Raw genomic sequence first — 23,836 nt, 5'->3', positions numbered from 1 at the left:
ATTTCTGAACTCTTACTTATCGTGATTGGTATTAAAGTAAAAATGGCAGTGACCTCCTAGCAATGGCTAGGAGGCTGCGCGATATTTGAAGTTCTGTATATTAAAAAATAAGTGGGAGGTTGCTTTTAGGGTCGATAACTAAGGTGGGCTTGTAGTGCCAAACTTTCTCGATCACTTCAGCACTTAGCGCTTCATAAGGTGCGCCATCACTGACCACTTCTCCTTGTTCAAGTACCACTAATCTGTCGGCATAACGGCAAGCTTGATTGAGGTCATGTAATACCACAATAACGCAATAGTTTTGCTCACGAGCCAAGCTTTGAGCGAGTTCTAGGACGCGATGCTGTTGAGCTAAATCCAATGCGGATGTGGGCTCATCAAGAAACAAAATTGGCTGACTTGGTGCCTGAGCAAGTTGGGTTAACACTCGCGCTAATTGCACACGTTGTTTTTCACCACCTGAAAGCGTTGGATAGCTGCGATATTTCAATGCAGACAGTGCCACTTGTTCTAATTGTTTATCCACCAAATCAGCACCTTGCTGCTGATTAAGGGTTAATGGGTATAACCCCATCTGCACCACTTCGTGGACGTTAAATGGAAACGTGAGTGACGCATGTTGTGGCAAAACAGCAAGGGATTTCGCTAGTTCAGCACGATCCCACTTGGCGAGTGGTTTGTTTTGTAAAGTGATCTCACCAGAGGTTAATGCTACTTCTTGGCAAAGGCTTTTTAACAGCGTGGATTTACCCGCACCATTAGGGCCAAGCAGCGCCGTCACTTGGCCGGGCATAATCTCTAGATTGATATCTGTTAACACGGCTTTTTTGCCAATATGAACAGATAAATCTCTGATATTGATAACCGATTGTGAGGCTTGCACTGCAGAGTGACTGAATGCATCGGGCTTTGACTTATGTTGAGTCAATGGCGTGTTGTTGGTATCAGCGCCAGCCAATGCTAATTCTGATAATGCAGGCGCAGATTTATGTGTTTTAAGCATGGATTTTAATTCTAGATTTCTCATCATATTACACCAACTTATTGCGCTGTTTGAGTAATAGAATAATAAAGAAAGGCGCACCTAACAGTGCCGTGACAAGGCCAACGGGGAGCTCAGATGGTGCAACAATAGAGCGTGCGCCAATGTCAGCAACCACCAATATTGCAGCACCTAACATCGCGCTTAAAGGCAATAAAAAGCGGTGATCTGGCCCTATCATCATTCTCACTAAATGCGGTACAACAAGACCGATAAAGCCAATAATCCCAGTAGCAGCAACAGCAATACCGACGCCAATAGCACACAAAATAATTAACTTGAGTTTGAGCTTATCAACATCAAGGCCAAGGTGCCTTGCTTCTGCTTCGCCTAGCAGTAATGCATTTAATGCCTTAGCGCTTTTATTAAATTGCCAACTGATTAAGGCTAGGGCGATTAAGCTCAGTACAACATAATGCCATTGTGCTCCCGCGACCGAGCCCATTTGCCATAAGGTTAAGTCACGTAATGCCATATCGTTGGCCATATAGGTCAGCACCCCAATACCCGCACCTGCAAGTGCGGCTACGGCAACACCTGAAAGCAGCAATAGCACAACAGAGGTACCGCTTGGGCTCGATGCTAAACGGTACACAATCAAGGTGGTGATAAGCCCAGCGAAAAAGGCGCTAAAAGCCACAAGGTATTCACTACCTTGGGGGAATAACACAATACAAATTGCTGCACCAAGTGCTGCTCCTGAGGACACTCCAATAATGCCAGGATCCGCCAGTGGATTGCGAAATAACCCCTGCATGACAGCGCCACACTGAGCTAATGTTGCGCCCACAGCTAGAGCTAAAAGAGTTCGGGGTAAACGGACGTTATTAATCACCAGTTGCTCATGAGGAGCAATCGCAGCTAATTGATGTCCAGTTGCCCAATTCACCATGGCATTGAAGCTGGTGGAAGGGCTAATTTGTAATGGTCCGATGCTGACAGACAACAGGCTTGTTATCACCAAAGTGGTGAGTAAACAGGGCCAAAGCCAACGTTGATTTTCCATGATTGTTCCTCGTGCGTTAATGCAGCACGTTTAATATTTGCTATAGCCGTTCAACAAACTTAGCGCTGTTGGATCTCAATAAAGTCACTGGCAAGCTGGTCGGCAGCTTCGAGTGCACTGATCCCTAATCCGCCGAGCAAAGCTTTCGCTGACAAGTTTTTAATCAGCTTATGTTCGCCTGCAGGGGTATGAGCAAGTAATGGCATTTGGGCTAATAGCGTTTTTGCAGGATCTTCTGCCACTTCTTCACTGCGGTTTGAAATCAGAATGACATCAGGTTGCAGGGCTAAAATACCTTCTTGAGAAACGCTCTTATAACCTGAGAAACCTGCTATATTATTGCCGCCAGCAAGGTTAATAACGATATCTGCAGCAGTGTCGTCGCCGCCAACACGTGCTGGACGGTCAGGTTGTAGCAGTAGGAAAAGGACTTTAGGGGCATCACCTTGTTTGGCGATGGTGTGTTTTTTAGCATCAATTTCTGCAAAAGACTGTTGAATTTGCTCTGTGAGTGCACTTGCTTGAGCTTCTCTTTCCAGCAGCTGCCCCATTTTTTCAACATTTTGCAGGAGTTGTTCTTTAGTATTGGCATTAGGTAGCGATACCACTTCAACATTGGCGCCAGCTAAAACCGCTAAGGTATTTTTAGGTCCCATAGCATCAGAGCCCAATAATAACGTTGGTGATAACGCTAAAATACCCTCTGCCGACAGCATTCTATGGTAGCCAAGTTTTGCAATCGAGGTGAGTTCTTCAGGGACTTGGCTAGTAGAATCGACACCAACTAACTCGTTACTCCCCTCTAAGGCAATCACTAATTCAGTGATACCAGCACCGGCACTGACAACGCGCTGTTCAGCCATGGTTGCTGAGCTAAAAATAGCCCCAGAAAGTGCCATTAAGCTGGCGAAAAAAAAGGTTTTAGATTGACGTGTTTGTTGCTTGAGCATAATTAAAACTCCTAATAAATTTGATAAAGGCTCAAAATTCCTGTGGAAACCTTCTGTGTTTCTTTTACTGTGAGTCGATTGTCAGTAATTAGAAGTGCAGTCATTAGGGTTCCATTAAAATTTGGGTATTACTGATTTGCTGTCTTTGTAATAAAGCCAGTACGGTCATCAATGGTTGTACTGGCGCATTTTTATCTGCAGCAACCACCACATTAAGATCAGGTGAAGCATTCAATACACGAATAAAGGCGGCTTCAAACTGATCAAATTGGTCAAATGTTTGTCCGTCGAGTGCCCAATGTGGTGCTTCATCCATGATGTTGACTGCAAGGTGTTCTTGCTGAGATAAGCCCACCAGTTCTGACTTGGTTTCAGTGGGGACATTCACAGGTAGCGTCAGTAACTGGGTATTGGCTGTCAGTAGCAGAAACACCAATACGATAAAAATGATGTCGATAAGCGGCGTAAGATCGATGCCAATGCTACTTTGAGCCGACGTTCCTATGCCTTGTTCAGAGCCAATCATCAGTTTGGCTCCGACAAGGTTGCTGTCATTGGCGGTGGCATATTTGATGAGGTCTGTTGCTGATTTGTGTGGGTATTACTGGCTTTAAGGCAAGGTGCATTTGCGCCGCAAGGGACTTCACAACCAATATTTAATGCTTGGTCGAAGCCTTCTAACCATAAGTTAAGCTGGTTGAGCGCATGAGCCATTTTGTTGCAGCGTTTTTCAGCCCATAACCCAATCAAATGTGACATGGTGATGGCTGGCACGGCAATGATAAGCCCTGCAGCTGTAGTATTCATTGCTAGTCCAAGTCCAGTTGCCAATTGTGATGGCGTGACAGGACCGTCTGAAATGCCTAGCTGGCTGAACATTTCAATCAGCCCTAATACTGTGCCCAATAGGCCCAGTAACGGAGTGATGACACCAATAATGTGTAATACTTTTAAGCCCGATTGCAGTTTTTCTTTTTGCTTGATTAGCCATAAATTTAAAATTTCTTCACGCATGGCTCTAGGGTGATCACCATGGGATAACAACAGGCCTGTTCCTTTAGCTAACATCGTGTGGCCTTGGCTTAATTGAGTAATTAATTGCTGACGCTGCTCTGGGGTTGCACTGCGAGTTTGTTTTCTCAGTTCAGTTAACCAAGCGTCACGTTTTAATAACTCATTGGCCATTAACGCAAGTCGTTCAAGAATGATAAGTAATGCTAAAAAAGCACAAATAAGCAGCGGCCAAGTTAAGTAACCTAATTGCTCACAGAGCTGCAAATATAATGGTTGAGACATGTTGGTTTCCTATCTTCAGATTAATTTAGCGCAAACTTCACTGGGACTCTTACTGTGTAAGCAAAAGCGGTTTGCGGTGAAGGTGCGGCAAATTGCCACTTTTCAACTGCATCAATCGCAGCTGCATCAAGTAGGCTATAACCTGAACTATTAACTAAAGTGAGCGAAAGTTGCTCACCCATTTGATTAAACATGACTTCCACTGTCGCTGTGCCCTCAAAGCCTCTTTTACGCGCTTTTCTTGGGTAATTAGGTTGTGATGGCGGCGCTGAAAATGTCGGTTTCTGTAACGCGATGGTTTGTTGAGTAATGCCTTGCTGGGCCTCCACTTGTTGCTGTTCATGGGTTGCACTTGCATCGGTGCTGGCAAGTTCGGTATCTGATTTTTCGGTTTGAGGTTGCTCAGTTACAGGCGTTGGTATGAGTTCAACGATGTCTTGCTCAATGACATCTTCAACTTTTGCGATGACGTTATCGGGTGCTGGCTTTTTAGGATCGGTTTTGACGACTTTCTCAGGTATTGGCTTAGGTTCCGGTTTAACTTCTGGCTTCGGCTCTGGTTTAACTTCTGGCTTCGGCTCTGGTTTAACTTCTGGCTTCGGCTCTAGTTTAACTTCTGGAAGCACTTCTTTAATGGTTTGCTCAGTGCTTTGGGCTTGTGCACTTGCTTGCATTGCCACCATGACACTAACCGCTTGATTTGATCCCATTGCGGAGCCTGCCGCGAGCTGAATGTCAGGCTTAGTATTTTGAGAGGCGAGTACGCCTCCTTGGATTAAAACGGTTAAACATCCAAAAGCAAAATATCGTCTAGGGGTCATAATCCATATTCTTCCATAACAGCATTCGGTTAAATATTGATCATTTTTAAGAAAAGCAATCAGTTAGCTGGAAATGGCGTTATTTTTACAAAGCTAATAATTACAATGACTTAAAAATGGCAATTAACATGGTGCTAATAAATGTATAACACATGTAATGAGATTGCAAATGATAAGTATTTTCATTTGTAATGAATTTTGTTCTCAGGTAAAGTGCGGCAATTAGTTAGGCGATAATCTTACTTTGTGATTAGTTTTTCTGAATGATTCATTCGTTTTTTCACTAACACAAAGTGGTCATTACCTCTCTCGAACTAAGCCGAATTTTGTATTTATAATTTGAGGATTTAATCATGACCAAGAAGCCACTTGTAGTCGCAATGGCAATGGTTTTCAGTACAACCGCATATGCACAAGAAAGCAAAATAGTCACCGAGTTTGATGAAGTTTTAGTTACCGCAACGCGTATCAGTGAAAAAGTATCTGACACTAGCCGAAGCGTGACAGTGATCAGCGAAGAAAAAATGCAAGTGTCACAACCTTCATCGGTGGCTGATGCACTGAAAAACGAAGCTAACGTTAGTGTGACTAATGGTCCTCGAGCTTCCTCTCAAGGTGTTGAAATCCGTGGTCTAAGTGGACCGCGAGTACTACAAACTATTGATGGCGCACGTCAAAACACCAATTCTGGTCACCGTGGTACCTATTTCATGGACCCTGAGTTACTCAGCTCAATCGAAGTCGTGCGTGGCCCTGCAAGTAGCTTATGGGGCAGTGGTGCGATTGGTGGTGTGGTTGCACAAAATACCAAATCAGCCCAAGACTTTTTAGATGAAGGTGATACCTTTGGTGGCTACATCAAACAAGGTTTTGAAACCAACGACGACAAGATCAAAACCAGCGGTACTTTATATGGTTTAGCTGACAATATTGATTGGTTATTAAGCGGTAGTTACCACGACAGCAACAATATCAAGATTGGTAACGACCAAACCCTTGAAAACAGTGCTTCAAAAGCAACGAGCGGTTTAGCTAAATTAGGTTGGGAACCAACTGATGATCAGCGTCTACAGTTTTCTGCACGTTTTTCAGATACTGATGAGTTAGTACCAAGTAATCCAGCGACTAACGTGGGCAGCTCAGTACCATTAGTTCAACGCAATACGACAGATCAAAACGTGACATTAGATTACAGCTTAAACCCAACAGATAACTCATTGTTGGATTTAAACGCCACCGTTTATTGGAATAGCACTAATTACGACGAAGATCGTGTCACTAAGGACCAAGTTGATAGCACGGAATACGACACCATAGGTTTTAGCCTTAATAACAGCTCTACCTTTGGCAATACTGTGCTGACATATGGGGTTGATGGTTACAAAGACACCATTAATACTGTACGTGACGATAATGGCCAAGCGGGTGAACGTCCTGATGATATCGACGGTGAGTCTTCGGTTTGGGGGGCTTTCACCAAAGCCGATATTAGCCTAACCGATACCTTGGCACTAGATGCTGCAGTGCGTTATGACACCTTCAAAAATGAAAGTAACAACTTAAACCAATCATCTGACGACAATGCGTTTACGCCATCTGTTGGCCTAGTGTGGAAAACCACGGATTGGTTAACCTTAAGTGCACGTTACGACGAAGCATTCCGTGCACCAAGCATGGAAGAAATGTACTCAACAGGTACCCATTATTGTATTCCTTCTATCCCAGGTTTCTTGCCAGATGGCTTATGTAACACTTTCGAGATTAATCCAGAACTGAAAGCAGAAAAAGCGCAAAACAAAGAGATCAAAGCCGACATGCGTTTTGCTGATTTAGCGGGCGATGATGAGTTAGTGGTGACCTTAAGTGCATTTAGAAATGATGTTGATGATTTCATCGAGCAGTCAGTATCTAACCCATTTTATGGGATTCCAGGACTTGAGCAAACGACCTCTTGGAACAATGTAGACGAAGCTAAATTAACCGGTTTTGAATTCAATACTCGTTACCGTTATAAGCAAACTCGTTTGACCTTCAACTATGGTCAAACTGAAGGTAAAGACCAAACGTCAGATGAGTATCTATCTAATATCCCAGCTAAGAAAATGGGCTTAGATTTATCGCAAACTATTATGGAAGGCGATATGAAGTTTGGTACTCGTTTTACTTATGTTGCTGAGCAAGACGAGTTACCCACTGACAACCTAGAGCAATATGACTCGTACAAATTGTGGGATGTGTACGTAGCTTGGGAACCAGCTATGGGGACATTTGAAGGCTTGCGTGTTGATTTTGCAGTAGAAAATATCGGTGATGAGGAATATCGCCAAGCGTGGCAAACCTTGTATGAGCAAGGCAGAAATTTCAAATTGTCAGCGCGTTACTCGTTTTAATGCTTTTACCCAGTAAACGAATTAATGAGACTAAGGTGAGAGCGCAATCGTGTGGATAACACTTGCTCTTTATCTGGAAAGCCTCTCAAGGCTAAAAGCTTGAGCGGCTTTTTCAAGATTTAAGATGTGTATATTAGGGTGATTAAATATTTGGAGATATTCCATGGCTGTATCAATAGAACAAATCAAGCAGTACCTTGCCGACAACCCAGCAGCGATGCCTGGACAAGTTGCAGCTGAGTTAGCAATCACAGAGTTAGACGTCGTTAAAGCACTGCCTTCAGAGCAGTTGGCTTTATTACCACTGACAGAAAAAGATAACTTACTGGCTTCACTACCAGAGTGGGGCAATATGACCACGATTGTGTCGGCATCAGGTAGCATTTTTGAATTCAAAGGCAGCTTCCCTAAGGGCAAGTACGCCCATGGTTACTACAACTTAATCACCAAAGGTGAAGGCTTACATGGCCACTTAAAGCTCGATGAACTCAGTGCAATTGCCCTGATCAGCAAGCCGTTCAGAGGCACTGAAAGCCACGCAATTAACTTCTTTGGTGCACAAGGTGAAGTGGTCTTTAAAGTGTATTTAGGCAGAGACAAAAAGCGCGTGTTATTAAGTGAACAGGTTGAGCGTTTTCAAGCACTTAAAGATAGCGTGAATATTGCAGCTTAGTTGTTGATGACGGTTTGTCATCGCTGCTGAATAGAAAATAGACAAAAGGAATGTGTGATGTCGACAGAAAAAGAGCAACGCTTACGAGAGAAACTTCTTCCAGAAATTGAAGAATTCAAAGCACAACGTTCAACCTTACAATTGGCAACGCAAGATGCTAATGGTGTACCTAACGCCAGTTATGCGCCATTTGCATTGGCCGATGATGGTTTTTATATTTTGGTCAGCGAGTTAGCACGCCACGGCACTAACTTAAAAGCCTCTAATAAACTGTCTGTCATGCTCGTTGCTGATGAGTCTGAGTCGAAAAGTGTGTTTGCACGTAAGCGTTTAACCTTTGATGCGACAGCTGAAATGGTTGCCCGTGATAGTGAAACATTTACTAAAGGTGTAGCGGCGTTGTCGGCACGTTTTGGCGAAATGATTGACAATCTAGCAGGATTAACTGACTTCAATCTATTTAAACTAAATCCGCATCATGGCTTGTACGTGAAAGGATTTGGTCAAGCATTTAGCTTGTCAGGTGCAGAGTTACTTGATGTAGATTGGAAGCGTGATGGTCATCATGGCACCCCAAAAGAGCCCGCTGAAAAAGCGTTATCAGAATTCAGTTAGCCTAGGTTAACTGAGTTTTATGCTGCTTTTTTATCCTGGCTTGTAGTATTTTTGCAATGCATTTGTATTGGTTTAGTGCCTGTTAAGTGCATTTGTAGCTGTTACGATATTTGCCATGATAAGTGAATATGTCTCTGCTTTATTGCGGTTTGACTTAAACAAATACAATCACGGCAACTCCAAAAGATGATATTGTTTTAACACGATTTGTTACTCACTTTAATGGCAAAAAGCCCCAGTTTACTTCATGTAAATTGGGGCTTTCCTTATTTAGGCGTTGGCCAAAAATTTTCGAGTTTGTTCATAAAATAAAAATGGTCACTAAGTCACTAAGTCACTAAGTCACTAAGTCATTAAGTGCCTTTGCTTGCCTTTTAATTACTGCGCTTCTTGATGGCTGTGACGGATGCTTGTGCAATGTCACCCGTGACATCTTTCATTGCCCCGTATTTTGCGTGATCTCATTTGTCACTTGGGTTTGTTCTTGTGCTGCGGTAACGGTATTTTCTGGCGTGACTTGTCTGTTGAGGTTGGAGATTGGAGCGCGGGTTAACGTTGCTTCAATTTATGGTCAAATAAAGATCTTTTAAAGATATTATTCAGTCAGTTATTTAAATGTTCTGATCGAGAGAGGGGGCGATGATGGGGTGATTGTTTGAGCGCATTATCACTGGCATTCTTAATGATGTGGTTACCAATGCATGTGTGAACGACATTCACACCGCAAAGGTCAACACACCCTGGTATTAAATGGCTTTTAAGCAAGATTTATTGATTAACTGTTGGGATGACAAAAGGGGTTGCAGCTTCAAATGTCATGGGTTTTCCAGAGTATGGATGACAAATCTGTAATCGACTTGCATGCAACAGTAACCGCGGTGATTGACTTTTTGCTAATGGATCGGCATAAAAACCGTCGCCAAGTATCGGGTGGCCTAATGCCATCATATGCACCCGCAACTGGTGCGAACGTCCTGTGATAGGCGTGAGCTTAACTAACGTCGAACGCGGTGCATAACTGATAATTTCAACCCCGGTTTCAGAGGGCTTACCTGTTTGATGACACACTTTTTGTTTTGGGCGGTTAGGCCAGTCGCAAATCAGGGGCAAGCTGACTTTTTCAATGGGTTTCATGTGCCCAGCAACGCGTGCGTAATAAGTTTTAGCCGTTTCTCGGTTGCGAAACTGGCGCTTTAATTCTCGCTCAGCATTTTTACGCAGTGCCAATACAATGACCCCAGAGGTTGCCATATCTAAACGGTGTACCACTTGTGCATTGGGGTGCTCAGCTAATACACGTTGGAAAACACTGTCTTGATATTCAATTTTTCGCCCCGGTATTGAAAGCAATCCTGAAGGCTTATTGAGCACAATGATATCGCGGTCTTGATGAATAATATCAAGCCAAGGAACAGTGGGTGGGGTGTAAATAAAGTCAGCCATATGAGTCTCTTCGTGTCGGTCGCCGACACCTTACTGCGAGTGACTTCTTGGTGCAAGTGTGATGACACCAAACTCGGCAATTATCTGTTTATCAGCAAGCTAAACCAACGAGGCGACCTTTATGAAAATGCATTGCCGTTGACATGCATAATAGTGAATGTCCATACCACAAATGCCAAGGGGATATGCACTAAGCCATAAAAAACTTGGTCAAGGCGCGTGAGTCCTTGTGCGTGCCAAATTAAATAACCATGTGTGAGGATGACAATAGGAAACAATAAAAACAGCGGGTATAACGCAAAAGGGCTGGCATCATTAAATACGGGTTGGCTCAGCAACGCCCAAAATACCATTAAAGAGGTCATTAAGGGCGGCGCTGCAAGGCGATATTGTTCAGGGTAAGGAAACATCCATTGTCCTATTTTTAAGCGGGCTTCAAAATTTACTATATACGAAATTGTCTCGTTGTGGAGACAATTGTACAAATTTAAACCCGTTACCCTTAGCCCTTAATTTCTTTTTTAGCGTGAATGACCTTGCGATGAATGATTGAATAATGACGTAATCCAGCCGGGCCATGTGACACGATGACAGACAGTAAGATGATAAAAATAATCAGTTCTGCTTTGTGCGCTGCCAATGGAATAAATAAAAATAACAAGCCAATTTTAATCAGTGTGAGTACGCCTTTTAATTGAATTAACCAGCGCCAGTCTCTCACCACTTCCCAAATCAGTAGCAGTGAGCCGGTTGTCATCGCCATCATCCAATAATGAATCCACAATCCTTTATCTGCACCCACCAAAATACCACCGCCAGCACCCACGACACCAACAATGTGTAGGGCCCGTAAAACCGTTTTAGATAACCGTTCAAACCAGAAGCGTTTTTCAGAAAGAGGTTGCTGTTGTTTGCTCATAAAAAACCTAACAAAGTGTCCATGAGATGTCTCATGTAAATAGTCTATTTAGTGTATTCGATTCTAATAAACAGAAGCTAATTTAATGCCGCAGATTGTGCACTCGTCGATATCAAATGGGGCAACATCTTATCGGTATGTTAAATAGGGTAGCGTTTATAGTGGCTTGCAGTTAGCTAGATCACAAAAATACACCACTATAAGGCACTCTTAACGACAAAATTTAGCCTTTAGCATAAAATTGCCGATTAGAAATGTAATTTGACTCTCGCCTTTGCGAGTAGGGATAAGTATGAGAATTGGATTTTTTAGTGCGAAGCCATATGACATTCATCATTTTAAACAAGCGAATCAGTCTGTAGGGGCAAAAATTGAATTTTTCGATTATCGCCTATGCATGCAAAACGTGTCTCTAGCTAAAGGCTACGAAGTGGTGTGTGCATTTGTTAATGATTCACTCTGTGAAGAAGTGCTCGTTGAGCTTGCTAACGGTGGGACTAAAATTATTGCTATGCGCTGTGCTGGCTTTAATAATGTCGATCTAAAAGCGGCCAAACGTCTTGGTATGGATGTAGTTAACGTTCCAGCATATTCTCCAGAGTCAGTGGCAGAGCATACTATTGCACTGATGCTTACGCTTAACCGCAAAATTCATAAAGCTTATCAACGTACTCGTGATGCAAACTTTGCTTTATCAGGTTTAGTGGGCTTTAACATGTTTGGTCGCACAGTTGGGGTGATTGGTACCGGTAAAATTGGCTTAGCAACCATTAAAATCCTCCAAGGTTTTGGTTGTAAAGTGATTGCTCACGACCCTTACCCAAACCAAGCGGTTATCGACCTTGGTGTTGAGTACGTTACGCTTGATGAGCTTTACCCACAGTCAGACATTATTAGTTTGCACTGCCCGCAAACGGAAGAAAATCACCATTTATTGTGTACCGAAAGCTTTAATAAAATGAAACCCGGCGTGATGGTGATTAATACAAGCCGCGGTGGTTTATTAAATGCAATTGACGCGATGGAAGCGTTAAAACACGGTCAAATCGGCGCTTTAGGCTTGGACGTTTATGAAAACGAAAAAGGCTTATTCTTTGAAGACAAATCAAGCGAAATCATTCTTGATGATGTTTTCCGTCGTTTATCTGCGTGTCATAACGTGATTTTCACCGGTCACCAAGCATTCTTAACCGAAGAAGCGCTTAACGCCATTGCGACGACGACATTAAATAATGTGGTTGCTATTTTTAATGGTGAAAAATCGGGCAATGAGCTGTGTTAACTCGTCGTGATTATTGATAAATTGGAACTCAATTGAGTTCCTTTTTTTTGGCCTACTGTTTGTGAGGGAATATGAATATTGTTCAACAAAGCCATGAGATTTTGACTGAAACCGGCATGATGCGCACCAGCGTTTACCGACCCGATCAAGCAGGACAATTTCCGAGTCTCATTTTTTATTCTGAAATTTTTCAAGAAACCGCACCGATTAGCCGCGCTGCAGCCATGATGGCCGGTCATGGTTTTGTGGTGTTTGTGCCTGAAATCTTCCATGAATTGAACCCTATTGGCACTGTTTTAGCCTATGACGAAGCAGGCAAAGACAAAGGCAACCAAGACAAGTTTAACAAGCCGCTAGAGAACCACGACACTGACACGCAAGCGTTGATTAACTTTGCTCGTGAACAAGTGTATTGCACTGCCAATATTGGCGCAATGGGCGTGTGTATTGGCGGTCATTTGGCATTTAGAGCGGCATTAAACCCGGATATCAGCGGCGCTTTTTGTTTATATCCCACCGACATTCATTCAAATACCTTACCGTGCTTGCCTAACAATGACTCGTTAACACGTATCGCGGATATTCGCTGCGAATTAGTGATGGTATTTGGTAAGCAAGACCCGCATGTGCCGCCACAAGGTCGCAAATTAATTTACCAACACCTTGAACAAGCACAAAGCCAATTTAGCTGGTTAGAAGTCAATGCCCAGCACGCATTTATGCGCGATGAAGGTGAACGCTTCGACCCTGCATTAGCAGTGCAAATGTATTTACAGGCGGTCAGTTTTTTCCAGCGCACTTTAAAGTAGAGTTTTTAAGTTAATCACGGGCATACAAGGGGATTACTGTATAATGATGTCCTTAAATAAGCTTATTGAGTTTTAAATGTCAGATTACAGTGTTATCCATACGGGCAGTGATGCCATTGGCGATTTTTGTGTGTTAGATGATGGTGATTATCGCGTACTTGCCTTTGGCGATAATGACGAACAAACTAAGCTTTATAAGCAACAACCTCACATAGCCCAACATACTTATGTGCAAGCTATGTTGGCTTCGTTACTGTTTAACCAGCCTAAAAGCGTAATTATTTTAGGCTTGGGCGGCGGCGCATTAGTCCATGCGCTACGTCATTATGACAGTGGTGTAAAAATTACCGCGGTAGAATTACGACCGTTAGTGATAGCGGCCGCTAAACGCTATTTTCAATTACCTTTGGGTAAAAAACTCAACGTATTAAATCATGACGCTATCGATTTTATTGCCAATGTTGAGCATAAAAAAGTGGATGTAATTTATGCCGATATGTACAGCGAAAAAGGCGTTGATAAACAACAAATGGCTGATGAGTTTATTAGCAATTGTATTGCACGCTTAAAACAAGGCGGCATGGTGGTGTTTAATTGTTGGAAAGAACACAGCCGCGACGACGACTTTAAGCAGCGCTTACAACAACACTTTACTTATGTTTATGCGTGTTTAACTGGTGGCGGTAATTGGGTTATTTTTGCCAGTCAACAAGACAACGGCTTTAATCTGGCAACCAATAAAACGGCTACTCAAGCATTATCTCAAAAGTTAGATTTTAATATTTCTCGCGTGTTGACGCGTTTTAATGAATGGAAATAAGCTAATTAAATAACATGGCTTATTTTTAAGTCATGTTATTTTAAAAATGCAAGTGTTCAGATCAACGAAACCATTGTTATTCATCCCTTGATTTATCGCTACATTATTTTGCTGTTTATTTGTACTGCAAAGCGCATTTATCGAGGTTTTTTTAATCTGAATCTGCTTTTTGATAAAACCGATTAAGATGATAGATTTTGTCCGTTATACATAATTAATACGTTTGGCTATTCTAACTCCATCGAATGACGACGAGCTGATTGAAAAAGACAATTCGCCGCATTTATTGAACATAAATACCGTCAGCCAAAATTGAAAGTTAATTTATTTAATGGAGTTAAACATGACACAGTCAATCATCAACAGCACAATCAAGCCATTTAAAGCAACTGCATTCCATAACGGCGCATTTGTTGACGTTACTGAGCAAGATTTACTCGGCAAATGGTCAGTTGTGTTTTTCTACCCTGCTGATTTCACATTTGTTTGTCCTACTGAACTTGGTGACATGGCTGACCATTACGCTAAATTACAAGAAATGGGCGTTGAAGTTTACTCAGTATCGACTGACACTCACTTCACTCACAAAGCATGGCATGCAAGTTCTGACACCATCGGTAAAATTAACTACCCAATGATTGGTGACCCAACTGGCGCAATCACTCGCAACTTCGGTGTGATGATTGAAGAAGACGGTCTAGCACTTCGTGGTACATTTGTAATGAACCCAGAAGGCGAAGTGAAAGTGGCTGAAATTCATGACCTTGGTATTGGTCGAAGCGCTTCTGAGTTAGTTCGTAAAATTCAAGCTGCTCAATATGTTGCTACTCATGATGGTGAAGTTTGCCCAGCTAAATGGCAACCAGGTGAAGAAACACTTGCTCCATCAATCGACTTAGTCGGTAAAATCTAATCATCCTAAACGATTAGTTTAAAGCCAAGCAACATCATCTCTCCGGCCAGTTATCAAGTTCACCCTTTGGTAGCTGGCACCCCTTACTCAAGATATTAACGCCAGATAAAATGTGGTTATACAGCACATTAGTGGTTAACTGCGCGCTAAAATTAAGGATCCGTTATGCTAGATACCAATGTAAAAAATCAACTGAAGTCTTATATGCAACATCTCAAACACCCAGTTGAGCTTGTGGTGTCTGCTGGAGAAGGTGAGAAATCAGCCCAAATTAATAGCCTTGCACAAGACATCGTTGATGTCAGTGACAAAGTGCAATTGACTCATAGCGTGGGTGAAAGAGCGCCAAGTTTAACTATTACCAATGCCCAAGGGACGCAAATTACTTTTGCTGGATTACCAATGGGGCATGAGTTTACTTCGTTAGTGTTAGCGTTATTACACAGCGGTGGTCACGACATTAAGCTTGATGCTGATGTCATTGAACAAATTAAAGCGATCCCAGGTAAGTTTGCCTTTGAAACTTACGTGTCATTAAGCTGCCAAACTTGTCCTGAAGTGGTACAAGCGCTGAATATGATGGCCGCAATTAACCCCAATATTACTAATGTGATGATTGATGGCGCATTGTTCCAAGAAGAAGTTGAACAGCGCAATATATTGTCGGTGCCATCAGTGTTCTTAAATGGCGAGCCTTTCTCTGTAGGTTCTATCAGCGTAGTAGAGATTTTAAATAAAATTGATAGCAATGCCGGTGCGCGTCAAGCACAGTTATTAAATGAAAAAGCGCCATTTGATGTCTTAGTCGTTGGCGGCGGCCCAGCAGGTGCAGCAGCAGCTATTTATGCTGCGCGTAAAGGCTTAACAACAGGTGTTGTTGCTGACAAATTTGGCGGCCAAGTCGCTGAAACGGTCGGAATTGAAAACTTTATTTCAGTGTCGAAAACCGAAGGGCCAAAATTGGTTGCTAACCTTGAGAGCCATGTGCGTGACTACGATGTCGACATTATGGACAACCAGCGCGGCATCAGCTTGTCACAAGACGGTGGCTTCAATGTTGAGCTTGAAAGCGGCGCACACTTACAAAGTCAGTCAATTATTTTAGCCACGGGTGCACGCTGGCGCGAAATGAACGTCCCAGGTGAGCAAGCTTACCGCGGTAAAGGTGTGGCTTATTGCCCACATTGTGACGGTCCATTATTTAAAGGTAAGCGTGTTGCAGTGATTGGCGGCGGTAATTCAGGAATTGAAGCGGCAATTGACCTTGCAAACATTGTTGAGCATGTCACCGTATTAGAGTTTGATAGCAAGTTACGTGCTGATGAAGTGCTACAAGCTAAAGCACAATCAATGGGTAACATAACGATTATCAAACAAGCCATGACCACTGAAGTACTCGGTGATGGTAATCGAGTGACTGGTTTGCAATACACCGACCGTGCCACTAACGAAAGTCACTATGTTGAATTAGCAGGTATTTTTGTTCAAATTGGATTAATTCCTAATACCGAATGGCTTAAAGGGGTGGTCGATTTAACTGAGCGCGGTGAAGTGATTGTGGATGCTAAAGGTCAAACATCGATACCGGGCGTATATGCCGCAGGCGATATGACAAATAGCCCATTTAAGCAAATCATTATTGCAATGGGGAGCGGAGCGACTGCATCACTTGGTGCTTTCGATTACCTCATTCGCCAAACTGAACCTCAACAAGCAGCGATAGCATAAATTGCATTTGATACGCTCAGCCAGCGTGATTAGCTAACAAAATGTTGAGCAATAAATGGCTGCTAATGTCAGCATAAATCAAAAATCGATACCGCAAATGCAGTATCGATTTTTTGTTTTATCGTGGCAGTCTTATTGTCTATTTGATGTGTATGTTATTGATGTCATTTCTCATTTCATTATGTACTGTTAGCGAGTAAATTTAAACGTTGATGCTATTGGATCCCATTTCGGTTAAATCTGCATTCTTGTCATCAATGGCGGTGATTTGTTATTCACAGTTAAGTTTTCATTATCATTAGATAGCGCGCTTTACCGAGCAATATGCGCTAAATAATTGTTGGTTTGGTGTTGGGGTAATGTTTATAAACACTAATTAAATTATAGGTTTATGACTTTCGGGTTTATACTGTTTGCACGCAAAAGATAACAATTTACTTTCTTAAGGAATAACAATGAAATCTCTTTCTATCGCCGCCGCGGCTGTTGTCATTTCTATGTCAGCGCCTGCATTAGCTGAGCAAGCGCCAACACACAACAGTGACAATGGTTTTTATGTCGGTGGTTCTGTTAGTCAGATGACGTTAAAAGATAGTGATGACCATCATTCAGAGTCTGGTGCTGGCGTTGGCGTCTATGGTGGTTATCAGTTTAACCATTGGTTTGCTTTAGAAGCTAACCTTGCTGTGTCTGGCGACTTAAATGATAATAGTGATACTGATATTACTGCTGGCACATTAGCTATCACTCCTGTTTTTACCTATCAGTTTAATGACGTTTTAGCCGCTTATGCCAAAGTGGGTGTCGCGTCAATGGCGGTGGTTGCTGACCCTAATTATAGTGATGATATTACTTATTCAGGTATTGGTTTTGCTTACGGTGCGGGGATAAAAGCTGCATTAACTGATAACTTATACTTACGTGTTAGTTATGATATTTCGACAGGTAATGTTGAAGATGATGATTCTAACGATGACTTTGATGTTGATATCAAGCAATTTGCTCTTGGTATGCATTACCAATTCTAAGCATGGTTAATGGTGCAAGCGCGCCATGAACATAATAAAAAAGGCTACGTTAAGTAGCCTTTTTTATTGGTTTTCGTTTGTCATTTTAAGGATGTTTTTCATTTTTAATGCACAATTGTGACTGATTTTAGCTTGATTGGGCTAATTTTCAGGTGCAATAACTGACTGCTCGATAGTTAGTCATTGATCTACATCTAACTAGCGTATCATCAGCTTATCGAGCAATTGCTTACCCTAGCACTTTGTTTTAACGTAATGTGAGCTTTGTTCGCACTCGCGCTAAATGTATTCACTATTGCGCAATTGGCGAACATCTGATTGATTTGATGCCACAACTTTTATCCATGCCATCATCATAAACCTGTTTGGAAAGGACCCACATGCCAAGCTTGAAAAGAATTGTACTGATAAACACCCATCTTCCAGGCGTAGTTGAACTTGCCTTAGACGGCCATACTAATATTTGTGGCACCAATGCGTCAGGTAAAACCACCTTACAGCGGCTTGTGCCGGTCTTTTATGGCGAATACCCAAGCCGGGTTGTACCGTCTACGCGCGACAGTTTTGAGCGTTGGTATCTGCCGCACGACTCGAGTTACATCATCTACGAATACCAAAAACAAGATGGGTTGCTTTATCAGGCCGTGTTGGCGTCGGCAGGTGACGGTAAAGGGGTTAATTATCGTTTTATTGCCCAAGGTTTTACGCTTGAGGATTTCGTAAAAAGCCGCAATGGTGACACCATTATTTGTCATTCAATGGCGGATCTTGGCCGTGAAATGAAGCGTCAAAAAGTTGCACATAGCAACTTGCTAAATACCCGTGAGTTTAGAGCGATCATTCAAAACGATCGCAGTTTACTCGCCACTGGCAGTAATCGCAGTGAGTTGCGTACTTATGCTCGACAGTTTTCATTATGCGAGGGCGAGCACTCATTACGTCATATTGAAAAGCTAGCAAAAGCGGTGCATTCAAAAGAAGGCAAAATGGAAACGGTTAAGTCGATGATTGCCGCCATTTTAGAAGAGGACGGCGTCAACCCGCCTGCGTCACGGCTTAACCCGCAACGTGTTGAATCGTGGATCCGTGAAAGCCAATTAGTACAAGGCTTTGAAGAAATCCGCCCCCAATACGATAAACTGGCTCAAGAGTTTGATCAGCTATTAAGCGCCGAGCTACGTCTTGCCAGTTTAACCAAGGGCTACAAAAATGATGAAACCCGCGAAGTGGAGCGTCAAGAGGCGAATTTACAGCAAGCCAGTGTGCTAAACAGTCAATTGGCTGACTTAGACAGCGAATGGAAAGAGATACGTGACGAACTAAACCAAGAGATCTCCGCTGCCAATGCCAGTGTGCAAAGTTGCGAGCAAGAACTTGATGCGATTGAAGCCAAACATGCGGGTTTTTTAGATGCCAATATTGAGCAAGCCAAAGCTGATTTAGATAGCTTACCCAATTGGCGCAGCGACGTAGAAAGCTTACAGCAACGTCACCAATTGCAAACGGAAAAACACCAAGATGTTGAGGCCGCTTACAATGCTCGGCGTAGTAAAATTGGTGAGCAATTAGCACGTGAGCTCGACAAACTGCACCAAGAACAAGACAGCCAACGCGAACAACGTGATGCCAAGCGAGAATTGTCTAATGACGACATGACCCAACTTGAACAGCAATGGCGCGATCAAACTCAAACGGGTAAAGCGCGCTTTAGCGAACAAGAGTATCAATTAAAGCTCACCAAAGTAGAGCTTAAGCATCAAATTGATGGCGTAACGTACACTGAAGATGAGAAAACCCGCTTAGCCATTTTTGACGAACGTATTGCTCGCGCTGATGAAGAGCAAGAAGTCTGCAATCAAAAAGTAGAGCGCTTAACTGCTGATGAACGTAAGCAACGCGCTAAACGCGATCAAGCGAATGAAGCCCTGCGCATGGCAAGCATTCGGGTAAATGAAGCCAGCCAAGCGAAAGACGAACTGCATACCATGTTGTTCCCGCAGTCACATACCTTATTGGAGTTTTTACGCAAAGAAGCACCGGGTTGGGAGCAATCGTTTGGTAAAGTCGTTGCCCCTGAGCTGCTGCACCGCACCGACTTACACCCTAGCGCGTCACAAGCCCAAACGGACACCTTATTTGGCATTCATCTTGATTTAAATAACCTTGATGTGCCTGAATATGCGCAGTCAGAGCAAGATCTGCGCATTGCTCTAGCAAAAGCCGAAGACGTGTTAAAAACTGCCCAAGAGCATCAGCAAGATGCTGAATCGCAGTTAGTGAACATGAATGATGCGCTCGATAAACTAAGCCGAGAGTTAACTGTTGCTCGTACGACGTATAAAAATAGCCGTGAAGATCTACGCCGTTTATTTGAAGAAAAACGCACCGAACAGCAAAGTATTAATGCTGCACTAACAACGCGTAAAGCGGAGTCAACCAAACGCTTAACCCAGTTAGACAATGAGCTAAAGCAGCTGCATAACCAACATCAACAATGGTTAGAAGAGCAACAAGCGCAAGCATTAGAAGCGCGAATGGAAAAAAGCGCCTACTGGCAAGAAGTGCTTGGGGTGATTGATAATCAGCTCGGGCAAATTAAAGCCAATATTGCGCAGCGTCGTCAACATGCCAAAACCGAGCAAAAAGCCTGTGAAACATGGTACAAAGACGAGCTAAAATCACGTGGTGTTGATGAAGACAAAATCATCGCCCTTAAAAAACAAATTCGCACTCTTGAAGCCAAAATTAGCTCTGCAGAGCAGCGTCGCAGTGACGTATTACGCTTTGACGATTGGTATCAACATGCTTGGTTAAGCCGCAAGCCTAAGCTGCAAACTCAACTTGCCAATGTTAAACAAGCCGCCTTGAGTTTAGAACAACAGTTAACTCAAAAGTCGACTGAAGTGAAAACCCGCCGCAATGGTTTAGAAACCCAGCGTAAAACCTGTCATAGCGAACAAGTGAGCGCCTCAGAAAACTTAACCAAATTACGTGAGGTGTTGCGCAAATTGGCCGAATTAACATTGCCGCGCAATGCTGAACAAGCGAGCGGCAGTATTGGTGAGCGTCTGCGTCAAGGTGAAGAGCTGCTATTAAAACGAGATCATTTACTCAGTTCAGTTAAGCAGTATGTTCAACATTTTGATTCGGTTATTTCTAGCAAGTCTGGTTCAAATTTGGCCGAGTTTTGGGAGCGTGCTCGTGAAGAGTCAAGTTATGTTAACGACAAGGCCATGCGGGTTGTCGATTACCGTAAGCTTGTGCCACAACTTGAACGGTTATTAAATGAATTGGTGCCGCAATCGTTAATGGCCATTAAAGAGCAAGGGCGAAACTTTGGTATTCAATTAAATAGCTTTTATGACGTATTAGCAGGTATTGATCGCCGTATTGCCACCCAAAGTGCGCGAATTACCCGCGAAGTGGGCGAAGAGTTATTCCTTGATGGTGTGTCAGAATCGGCTGTTAAAATTCGTTCCCGCATTACTGAGTTAGAATTTTGGCCAGAGCTTAGAGACTTTGTTAAAGCCTTTAAAGCTTGGAAAGCCGATAACTTCACGCAATTGCCCGACGAGAACTACACCAACAGTATGCGCCGCGCGTTAGATATTATTGGCCGCGCAGCCCTTACCGGTGGCGTTGCTAAATTGCTGGAAATTGAACTGCGCTTAAAAGAAGGCAATAGCGACTTAGTTATTCGCACCGACAGACAGCTTAATGAATCGTCTAGCCACGGTATGGCTTACCTTATTTTATGTAAGTTCTTATTGGCATTTACCCGTTTATTACGCGGTAAAGCCGATGTCACTATTCATTGGCCTATTGATGAACTGGGCACCTTGCATCATGCAAATGTGAAAAAGATATTTGATGCCTGTGAGAACAATAATATCAGCGTGTTAGGGGCGTTTCCTAACCCAGAGTCTGAAGTGTTAAGCTTATTTACCAACCGCTATATCATTAATAAACAAACCAAAAAGCTGCAAGTGGTTAAGCCTAAAGCCAATCCATTAGCACAACGTATTGCCCAACATAAGCAATCACAACACGGGGAGCAGGCATAATGTCGCAAACTCAACTATCGTCATCTTCTGACACCGTGCTGGTTGGCACAGGCCAACTGATTGAGCAGCTATTAAAAGGCGAGTTTATCTGCAAAGTCACCAACGAAGACGGTTTACGAGCACTTAAAAACCCGCAAACCCGTGAACGAGTAGAAGACTATTTAAATCAAATTAACCGCACGGTTTGTAGCGCCGCTGAAGGCGACGTGTTTTTTTGTGGCTATCTGCAATTAGGCGATGCGGAGCGTAAAGTGGTGTCGAGTCAGTTTAAAGAGGTGTGCGCTGCATTAGTGCCAATGGTGGAATGGTTATTGTTAGTGCAAGAAGCCAATGGCCAAGATGAACCATTGCGTGAAGGCATGCCGATTCGACTAACCGACTTACAAACATGTATTGAAGACACCCCAGCTTTTAGTGAACAGCTGGCTAAATTAAGTGGCTATCGTTTATTTGGATCTAATTCAAGCAGCACCGACGGTCAGTTAAAATTGGTGTTTAAACGGTTGGTGGATTTAGGTTATTTGATTAAACCCAATGCCGAAAAACAGCTATTTATTGCCACGGGTAAAATTGATTACTTGTATGAAGTGATCCGCTTTATTGATGAAACCGAAGGGCTTAATCTTGAAGCTCAAGCGGAAACCGCGACTCAAAGGGATTTACTATGAGCAATAACTTGCATCAAGCAGGCGTTAAGCTGCTGAAGCAGTTAGGGCGTCATGCTGACGTTGTCATGGATGTGTATTTGTCTGGCTCGATTAACGAGGGGCAACACGATGACAAAGTGGTGGAGAAACTCAAAAAAAGCGGCATTTTATGGCGTCCCGAGCCCGATCAAGACTTACGCTTAAAACGTTCGGTTAGGGCGTTACTCGAAGAGGCGTTAAGTGATGAACGAAACAGGCAAATTGATGCCAATGTTGGTTCTGCGCTAGCCACTATTAAAACCTTAGCGGATCACTATAAGGAAGCGCGTGCCAATAGCGATTACAGCGCTAGCGAAGCCTATTTAGCCGACTTAAATGAGCATGTTTATAGCTTTACCGACAGCTTGCGTTATTCGGTGCGGGTGTTGTGGGGACGGATTAATAACGAGTTTGGCTATGTGGGCAGTATTAGCGCGAAAATTCGTGAAAATGAACTGGCACAAAGCCAAGTTACTGAGCTGCTAAATGGCTTAGACATGTTCCAATTTAGCGAACTCGGTGAGATTGCGGGTGATATACGCCAATTACGTAAATTGTTAATCACTAATATGCAAGAAACCTTGAGCCAATGTACCCAAGAGCTCAGCGTTGTGCAGGCACGTTTATTTGAGTTGCTGGGTCGATTTAGGCAAATTCAAGGCCGTACTCGGTTACTTAAAGGGTGGTTATTGCATAATGACTTACACCCTGATTATGTGGTTAATGATCATGTCAGCCATAACAACATAGCGCCGTTATTTAATTGTAGTGAGCCTTTGCTTGCTGCCGCACATGTCGATGTACAAAACCCACAACATGAGCTGGATTTACTGGACATAGTAGCGCAAGTTAAAGCCATTAATCATACCGATAAACCGCTCAATACTCGCGAAACGGAAGTGGCATTCTCATTAGATGATACCCAAGAGTTTGCTATTCCAGACAATCCATTAAAACAAGCGGTGGATGAGTATTTCTGCGCGATTATCGACTCAGGTCAAGCACAGTCAGCCTTAGAATATCTTGCCCAAAAGCAATTACCTTGGGACAGTGAAAGCTGGATTTACCAAGTGATTGGTGGCTATGAAGGCTTACCTGAAGAACATAAACGCTTCTTTGAGTTAGAACCTCTTGGCGAGCCCGATCCTATTTATAGTGGCAATTATATTATCCATGACGTGGAGTTATGGTTGGCCTAGTGTGTGAAAGTACTTTCCGAAATATGGCAGTCGCTTAAGCTGCTACTATTTTGTGATTTATGGATAGCTAGTAGCTAACTGACTATGTATTAAGATATTGGCGATTAAGTGACTTTGCATGGTTAACCACTAAATTGATAACAGCACTTTAG

At 43.0% G+C, this 23,836-nt stretch carries 21 protein-coding genes; 12 read left to right on the top strand and 9 right to left on the bottom strand.

What is annotated here, in order from left to right:
• Window positions 1-100 precede the first annotated feature (100 nt).
• From G3R48_RS10355 to G3R48_RS10330, 6 genes are all read right to left on the bottom strand, one after another.
• Window positions 101-1,030: a heme ABC transporter ATP-binding protein gene (locus G3R48_RS10355; RefSeq protein ID WP_228497461.1), complete on the bottom strand. Its 930-nt coding sequence runs from the start codon at window positions 1,028-1,030 to the stop codon at window positions 101-103.
• Window position 1,031: 1 nt separating this feature from the next.
• Window positions 1,032-2,048 (bottom strand): FecCD family ABC transporter permease, encoded by a 1,017-nt coding sequence (locus G3R48_RS10350; RefSeq protein WP_153664797.1) that lies wholly within the window; start codon window positions 2,046-2,048, stop codon window positions 1,032-1,034.
• A gap of 59 nt (window positions 2,049-2,107) precedes the next feature.
• Window positions 2,108-2,998: a heme/hemin ABC transporter substrate-binding protein gene (locus G3R48_RS10345; RefSeq protein WP_153664795.1), complete on the bottom strand. Its 891-nt coding sequence runs from the start codon at window positions 2,996-2,998 to the stop codon at window positions 2,108-2,110.
• Between the two features lie 103 nt (window positions 2,999-3,101).
• On the bottom strand, window positions 3,102-3,524 hold the full coding sequence (locus G3R48_RS10340) for an ExbD/TolR family protein (protein WP_153664793.1): 423 nt from the start codon (window positions 3,522-3,524) through the stop codon (window positions 3,102-3,104).
• Window positions 3,524-4,294 carry a MotA/TolQ/ExbB proton channel family protein gene (locus G3R48_RS10335; RefSeq protein WP_153664791.1) on the bottom strand — a complete coding sequence of 257 codons (771 nt, stop codon included), beginning with the start codon at window positions 4,292-4,294 and terminating at the stop codon, window positions 3,524-3,526. Before G3R48_RS10335 ends, G3R48_RS10340 begins: the two co-directional genes overlap by 1 nt.
• 20 nt (window positions 4,295-4,314) lie before the next feature.
• Window positions 4,315-5,115, bottom strand: coding sequence for an energy transducer TonB (locus G3R48_RS10330; protein ID WP_153664789.1), 801 nt, complete (start codon window positions 5,113-5,115; stop codon window positions 4,315-4,317).
• Between the two features lie 353 nt (window positions 5,116-5,468).
• Here G3R48_RS10330 and G3R48_RS10325 point away from each other — a divergent pair, with 353 nt between their 5' ends.
• The 3 genes from G3R48_RS10325 (at window position 5,469) to hutZ (ending at window position 8,793) form a co-directional block, all read left to right on the top strand.
• Entirely contained in the window at window positions 5,469-7,505 is a 2,037-nt protein-coding gene (locus G3R48_RS10325) for a TonB-dependent hemoglobin/transferrin/lactoferrin family receptor (protein WP_153664787.1), read from the top strand.
• 163 nt (window positions 7,506-7,668) lie between these two features.
• On the top strand, window positions 7,669-8,178 hold the full coding sequence (hutX, locus tag G3R48_RS10320; RefSeq protein ID WP_153664785.1) for a heme utilization cystosolic carrier protein HutX: 510 nt from the start codon (window positions 7,669-7,671) through the stop codon (window positions 8,176-8,178).
• Window positions 8,179-8,235: 57 nt separating this feature from the next.
• Window positions 8,236-8,793, top strand: coding sequence for a heme utilization protein HutZ (gene hutZ, locus G3R48_RS10315; protein WP_153664783.1), 558 nt, complete (start codon window positions 8,236-8,238; stop codon window positions 8,791-8,793).
• A 768-nt stretch (window positions 8,794-9,561) separates the two neighbouring features.
• On the opposite strand, the gene rluA is transcribed toward hutZ, so the two are convergent.
• The 3 genes from rluA to G3R48_RS10300 all read right to left on the bottom strand — a co-directional run bounded on the left by rluA (window position 9,562) and on the right by G3R48_RS10300 (window position 11,155).
• On the bottom strand, window positions 9,562-10,236 hold the full coding sequence (gene rluA / locus G3R48_RS10310) for a bifunctional tRNA pseudouridine(32) synthase/23S rRNA pseudouridine(746) synthase RluA (RefSeq protein WP_153664781.1): 675 nt from the start codon (window positions 10,234-10,236) through the stop codon (window positions 9,562-9,564).
• A 119-nt stretch (window positions 10,237-10,355) separates the two neighbouring features.
• Complete coding sequence (locus G3R48_RS10305; RefSeq protein WP_153664779.1) at window positions 10,356-10,646, bottom strand: hypothetical protein; 291 nt, start codon at window positions 10,644-10,646, stop codon at window positions 10,356-10,358.
• A gap of 92 nt (window positions 10,647-10,738) precedes the next feature.
• On the bottom strand, window positions 10,739-11,155 hold the full coding sequence (locus G3R48_RS10300; RefSeq protein ID WP_153664777.1) for a hypothetical protein: 417 nt from the start codon (window positions 11,153-11,155) through the stop codon (window positions 10,739-10,741).
• A 292-nt stretch (window positions 11,156-11,447) separates the two neighbouring features.
• Between G3R48_RS10300 and G3R48_RS10295 the strand changes: the two genes are divergently transcribed.
• The 9 genes from G3R48_RS10295 (at window position 11,448) to G3R48_RS10255 (ending at window position 23,684) form a co-directional block, all read left to right on the top strand.
• Window positions 11,448-12,437, top strand: a complete 990-nt coding sequence (locus G3R48_RS10295) for a 2-hydroxyacid dehydrogenase (protein WP_153664775.1) — start codon at window positions 11,448-11,450, stop codon at window positions 12,435-12,437.
• Window positions 12,438-12,508: 71 nt separating this feature from the next.
• Window positions 12,509-13,246, top strand: a complete 738-nt coding sequence (locus G3R48_RS10290) for a dienelactone hydrolase family protein (protein WP_153664773.1) — start codon at window positions 12,509-12,511, stop codon at window positions 13,244-13,246.
• Between the two features lie 76 nt (window positions 13,247-13,322).
• The gene (locus G3R48_RS10285) at window positions 13,323-14,066 is read left to right on the top strand and encodes a spermidine synthase (RefSeq protein ID WP_153664771.1); all 744 of its coding nucleotides are present in this window, start codon (window positions 13,323-13,325) and stop codon (window positions 14,064-14,066) included.
• Window positions 14,067-14,409: 343 nt separating this feature from the next.
• On the top strand, window positions 14,410-14,979 hold the full coding sequence (gene ahpC / locus G3R48_RS10280) for an alkyl hydroperoxide reductase subunit C (RefSeq protein WP_153664769.1): 570 nt from the start codon (window positions 14,410-14,412) through the stop codon (window positions 14,977-14,979).
• Window positions 14,980-15,144: 165 nt separating this feature from the next.
• Window positions 15,145-16,707, top strand: coding sequence for an alkyl hydroperoxide reductase subunit F (ahpF, locus tag G3R48_RS10275; RefSeq protein WP_153664767.1), 1,563 nt, complete (start codon window positions 15,145-15,147; stop codon window positions 16,705-16,707).
• Between the two features lie 455 nt (window positions 16,708-17,162).
• Window positions 17,163-17,735: a porin family protein gene (locus G3R48_RS10270; RefSeq protein WP_153664765.1), complete on the top strand. Its 573-nt coding sequence runs from the start codon at window positions 17,163-17,165 to the stop codon at window positions 17,733-17,735.
• Window positions 17,736-18,115: 380 nt separating this feature from the next.
• Window positions 18,116-21,799, top strand: a complete 3,684-nt coding sequence (locus tag G3R48_RS10265; protein ID WP_153664763.1) for an ATP-binding protein — start codon at window positions 18,116-18,118, stop codon at window positions 21,797-21,799.
• Entirely contained in the window at window positions 21,799-22,467 is a 669-nt protein-coding gene (locus G3R48_RS10260; protein ID WP_153664761.1) for a hypothetical protein, read from the top strand. Before G3R48_RS10265 ends, G3R48_RS10260 begins: the two co-directional genes overlap by 1 nt.
• Window positions 22,464-23,684, top strand: a complete 1,221-nt coding sequence (locus tag G3R48_RS10255) for a phosphoenolpyruvate carboxylase (protein WP_153664759.1) — start codon at window positions 22,464-22,466, stop codon at window positions 23,682-23,684. Before G3R48_RS10260 ends, G3R48_RS10255 begins: the two co-directional genes overlap by 4 nt.
• Window positions 23,685-23,836 lie beyond the last annotated feature (152 nt).

Origin of the sequence: Shewanella intestini (assembly GCF_018221465.1) — a bacterium.
In the GTDB taxonomy this organism is placed as follows: domain Bacteria; phylum Pseudomonadota; class Gammaproteobacteria; order Enterobacterales; family Shewanellaceae; genus Shewanella; species Shewanella intestini.
Note: the sequence above shows the minus strand (reverse complement) of the source record. Positions and strands in the feature narration are given on the sequence as shown.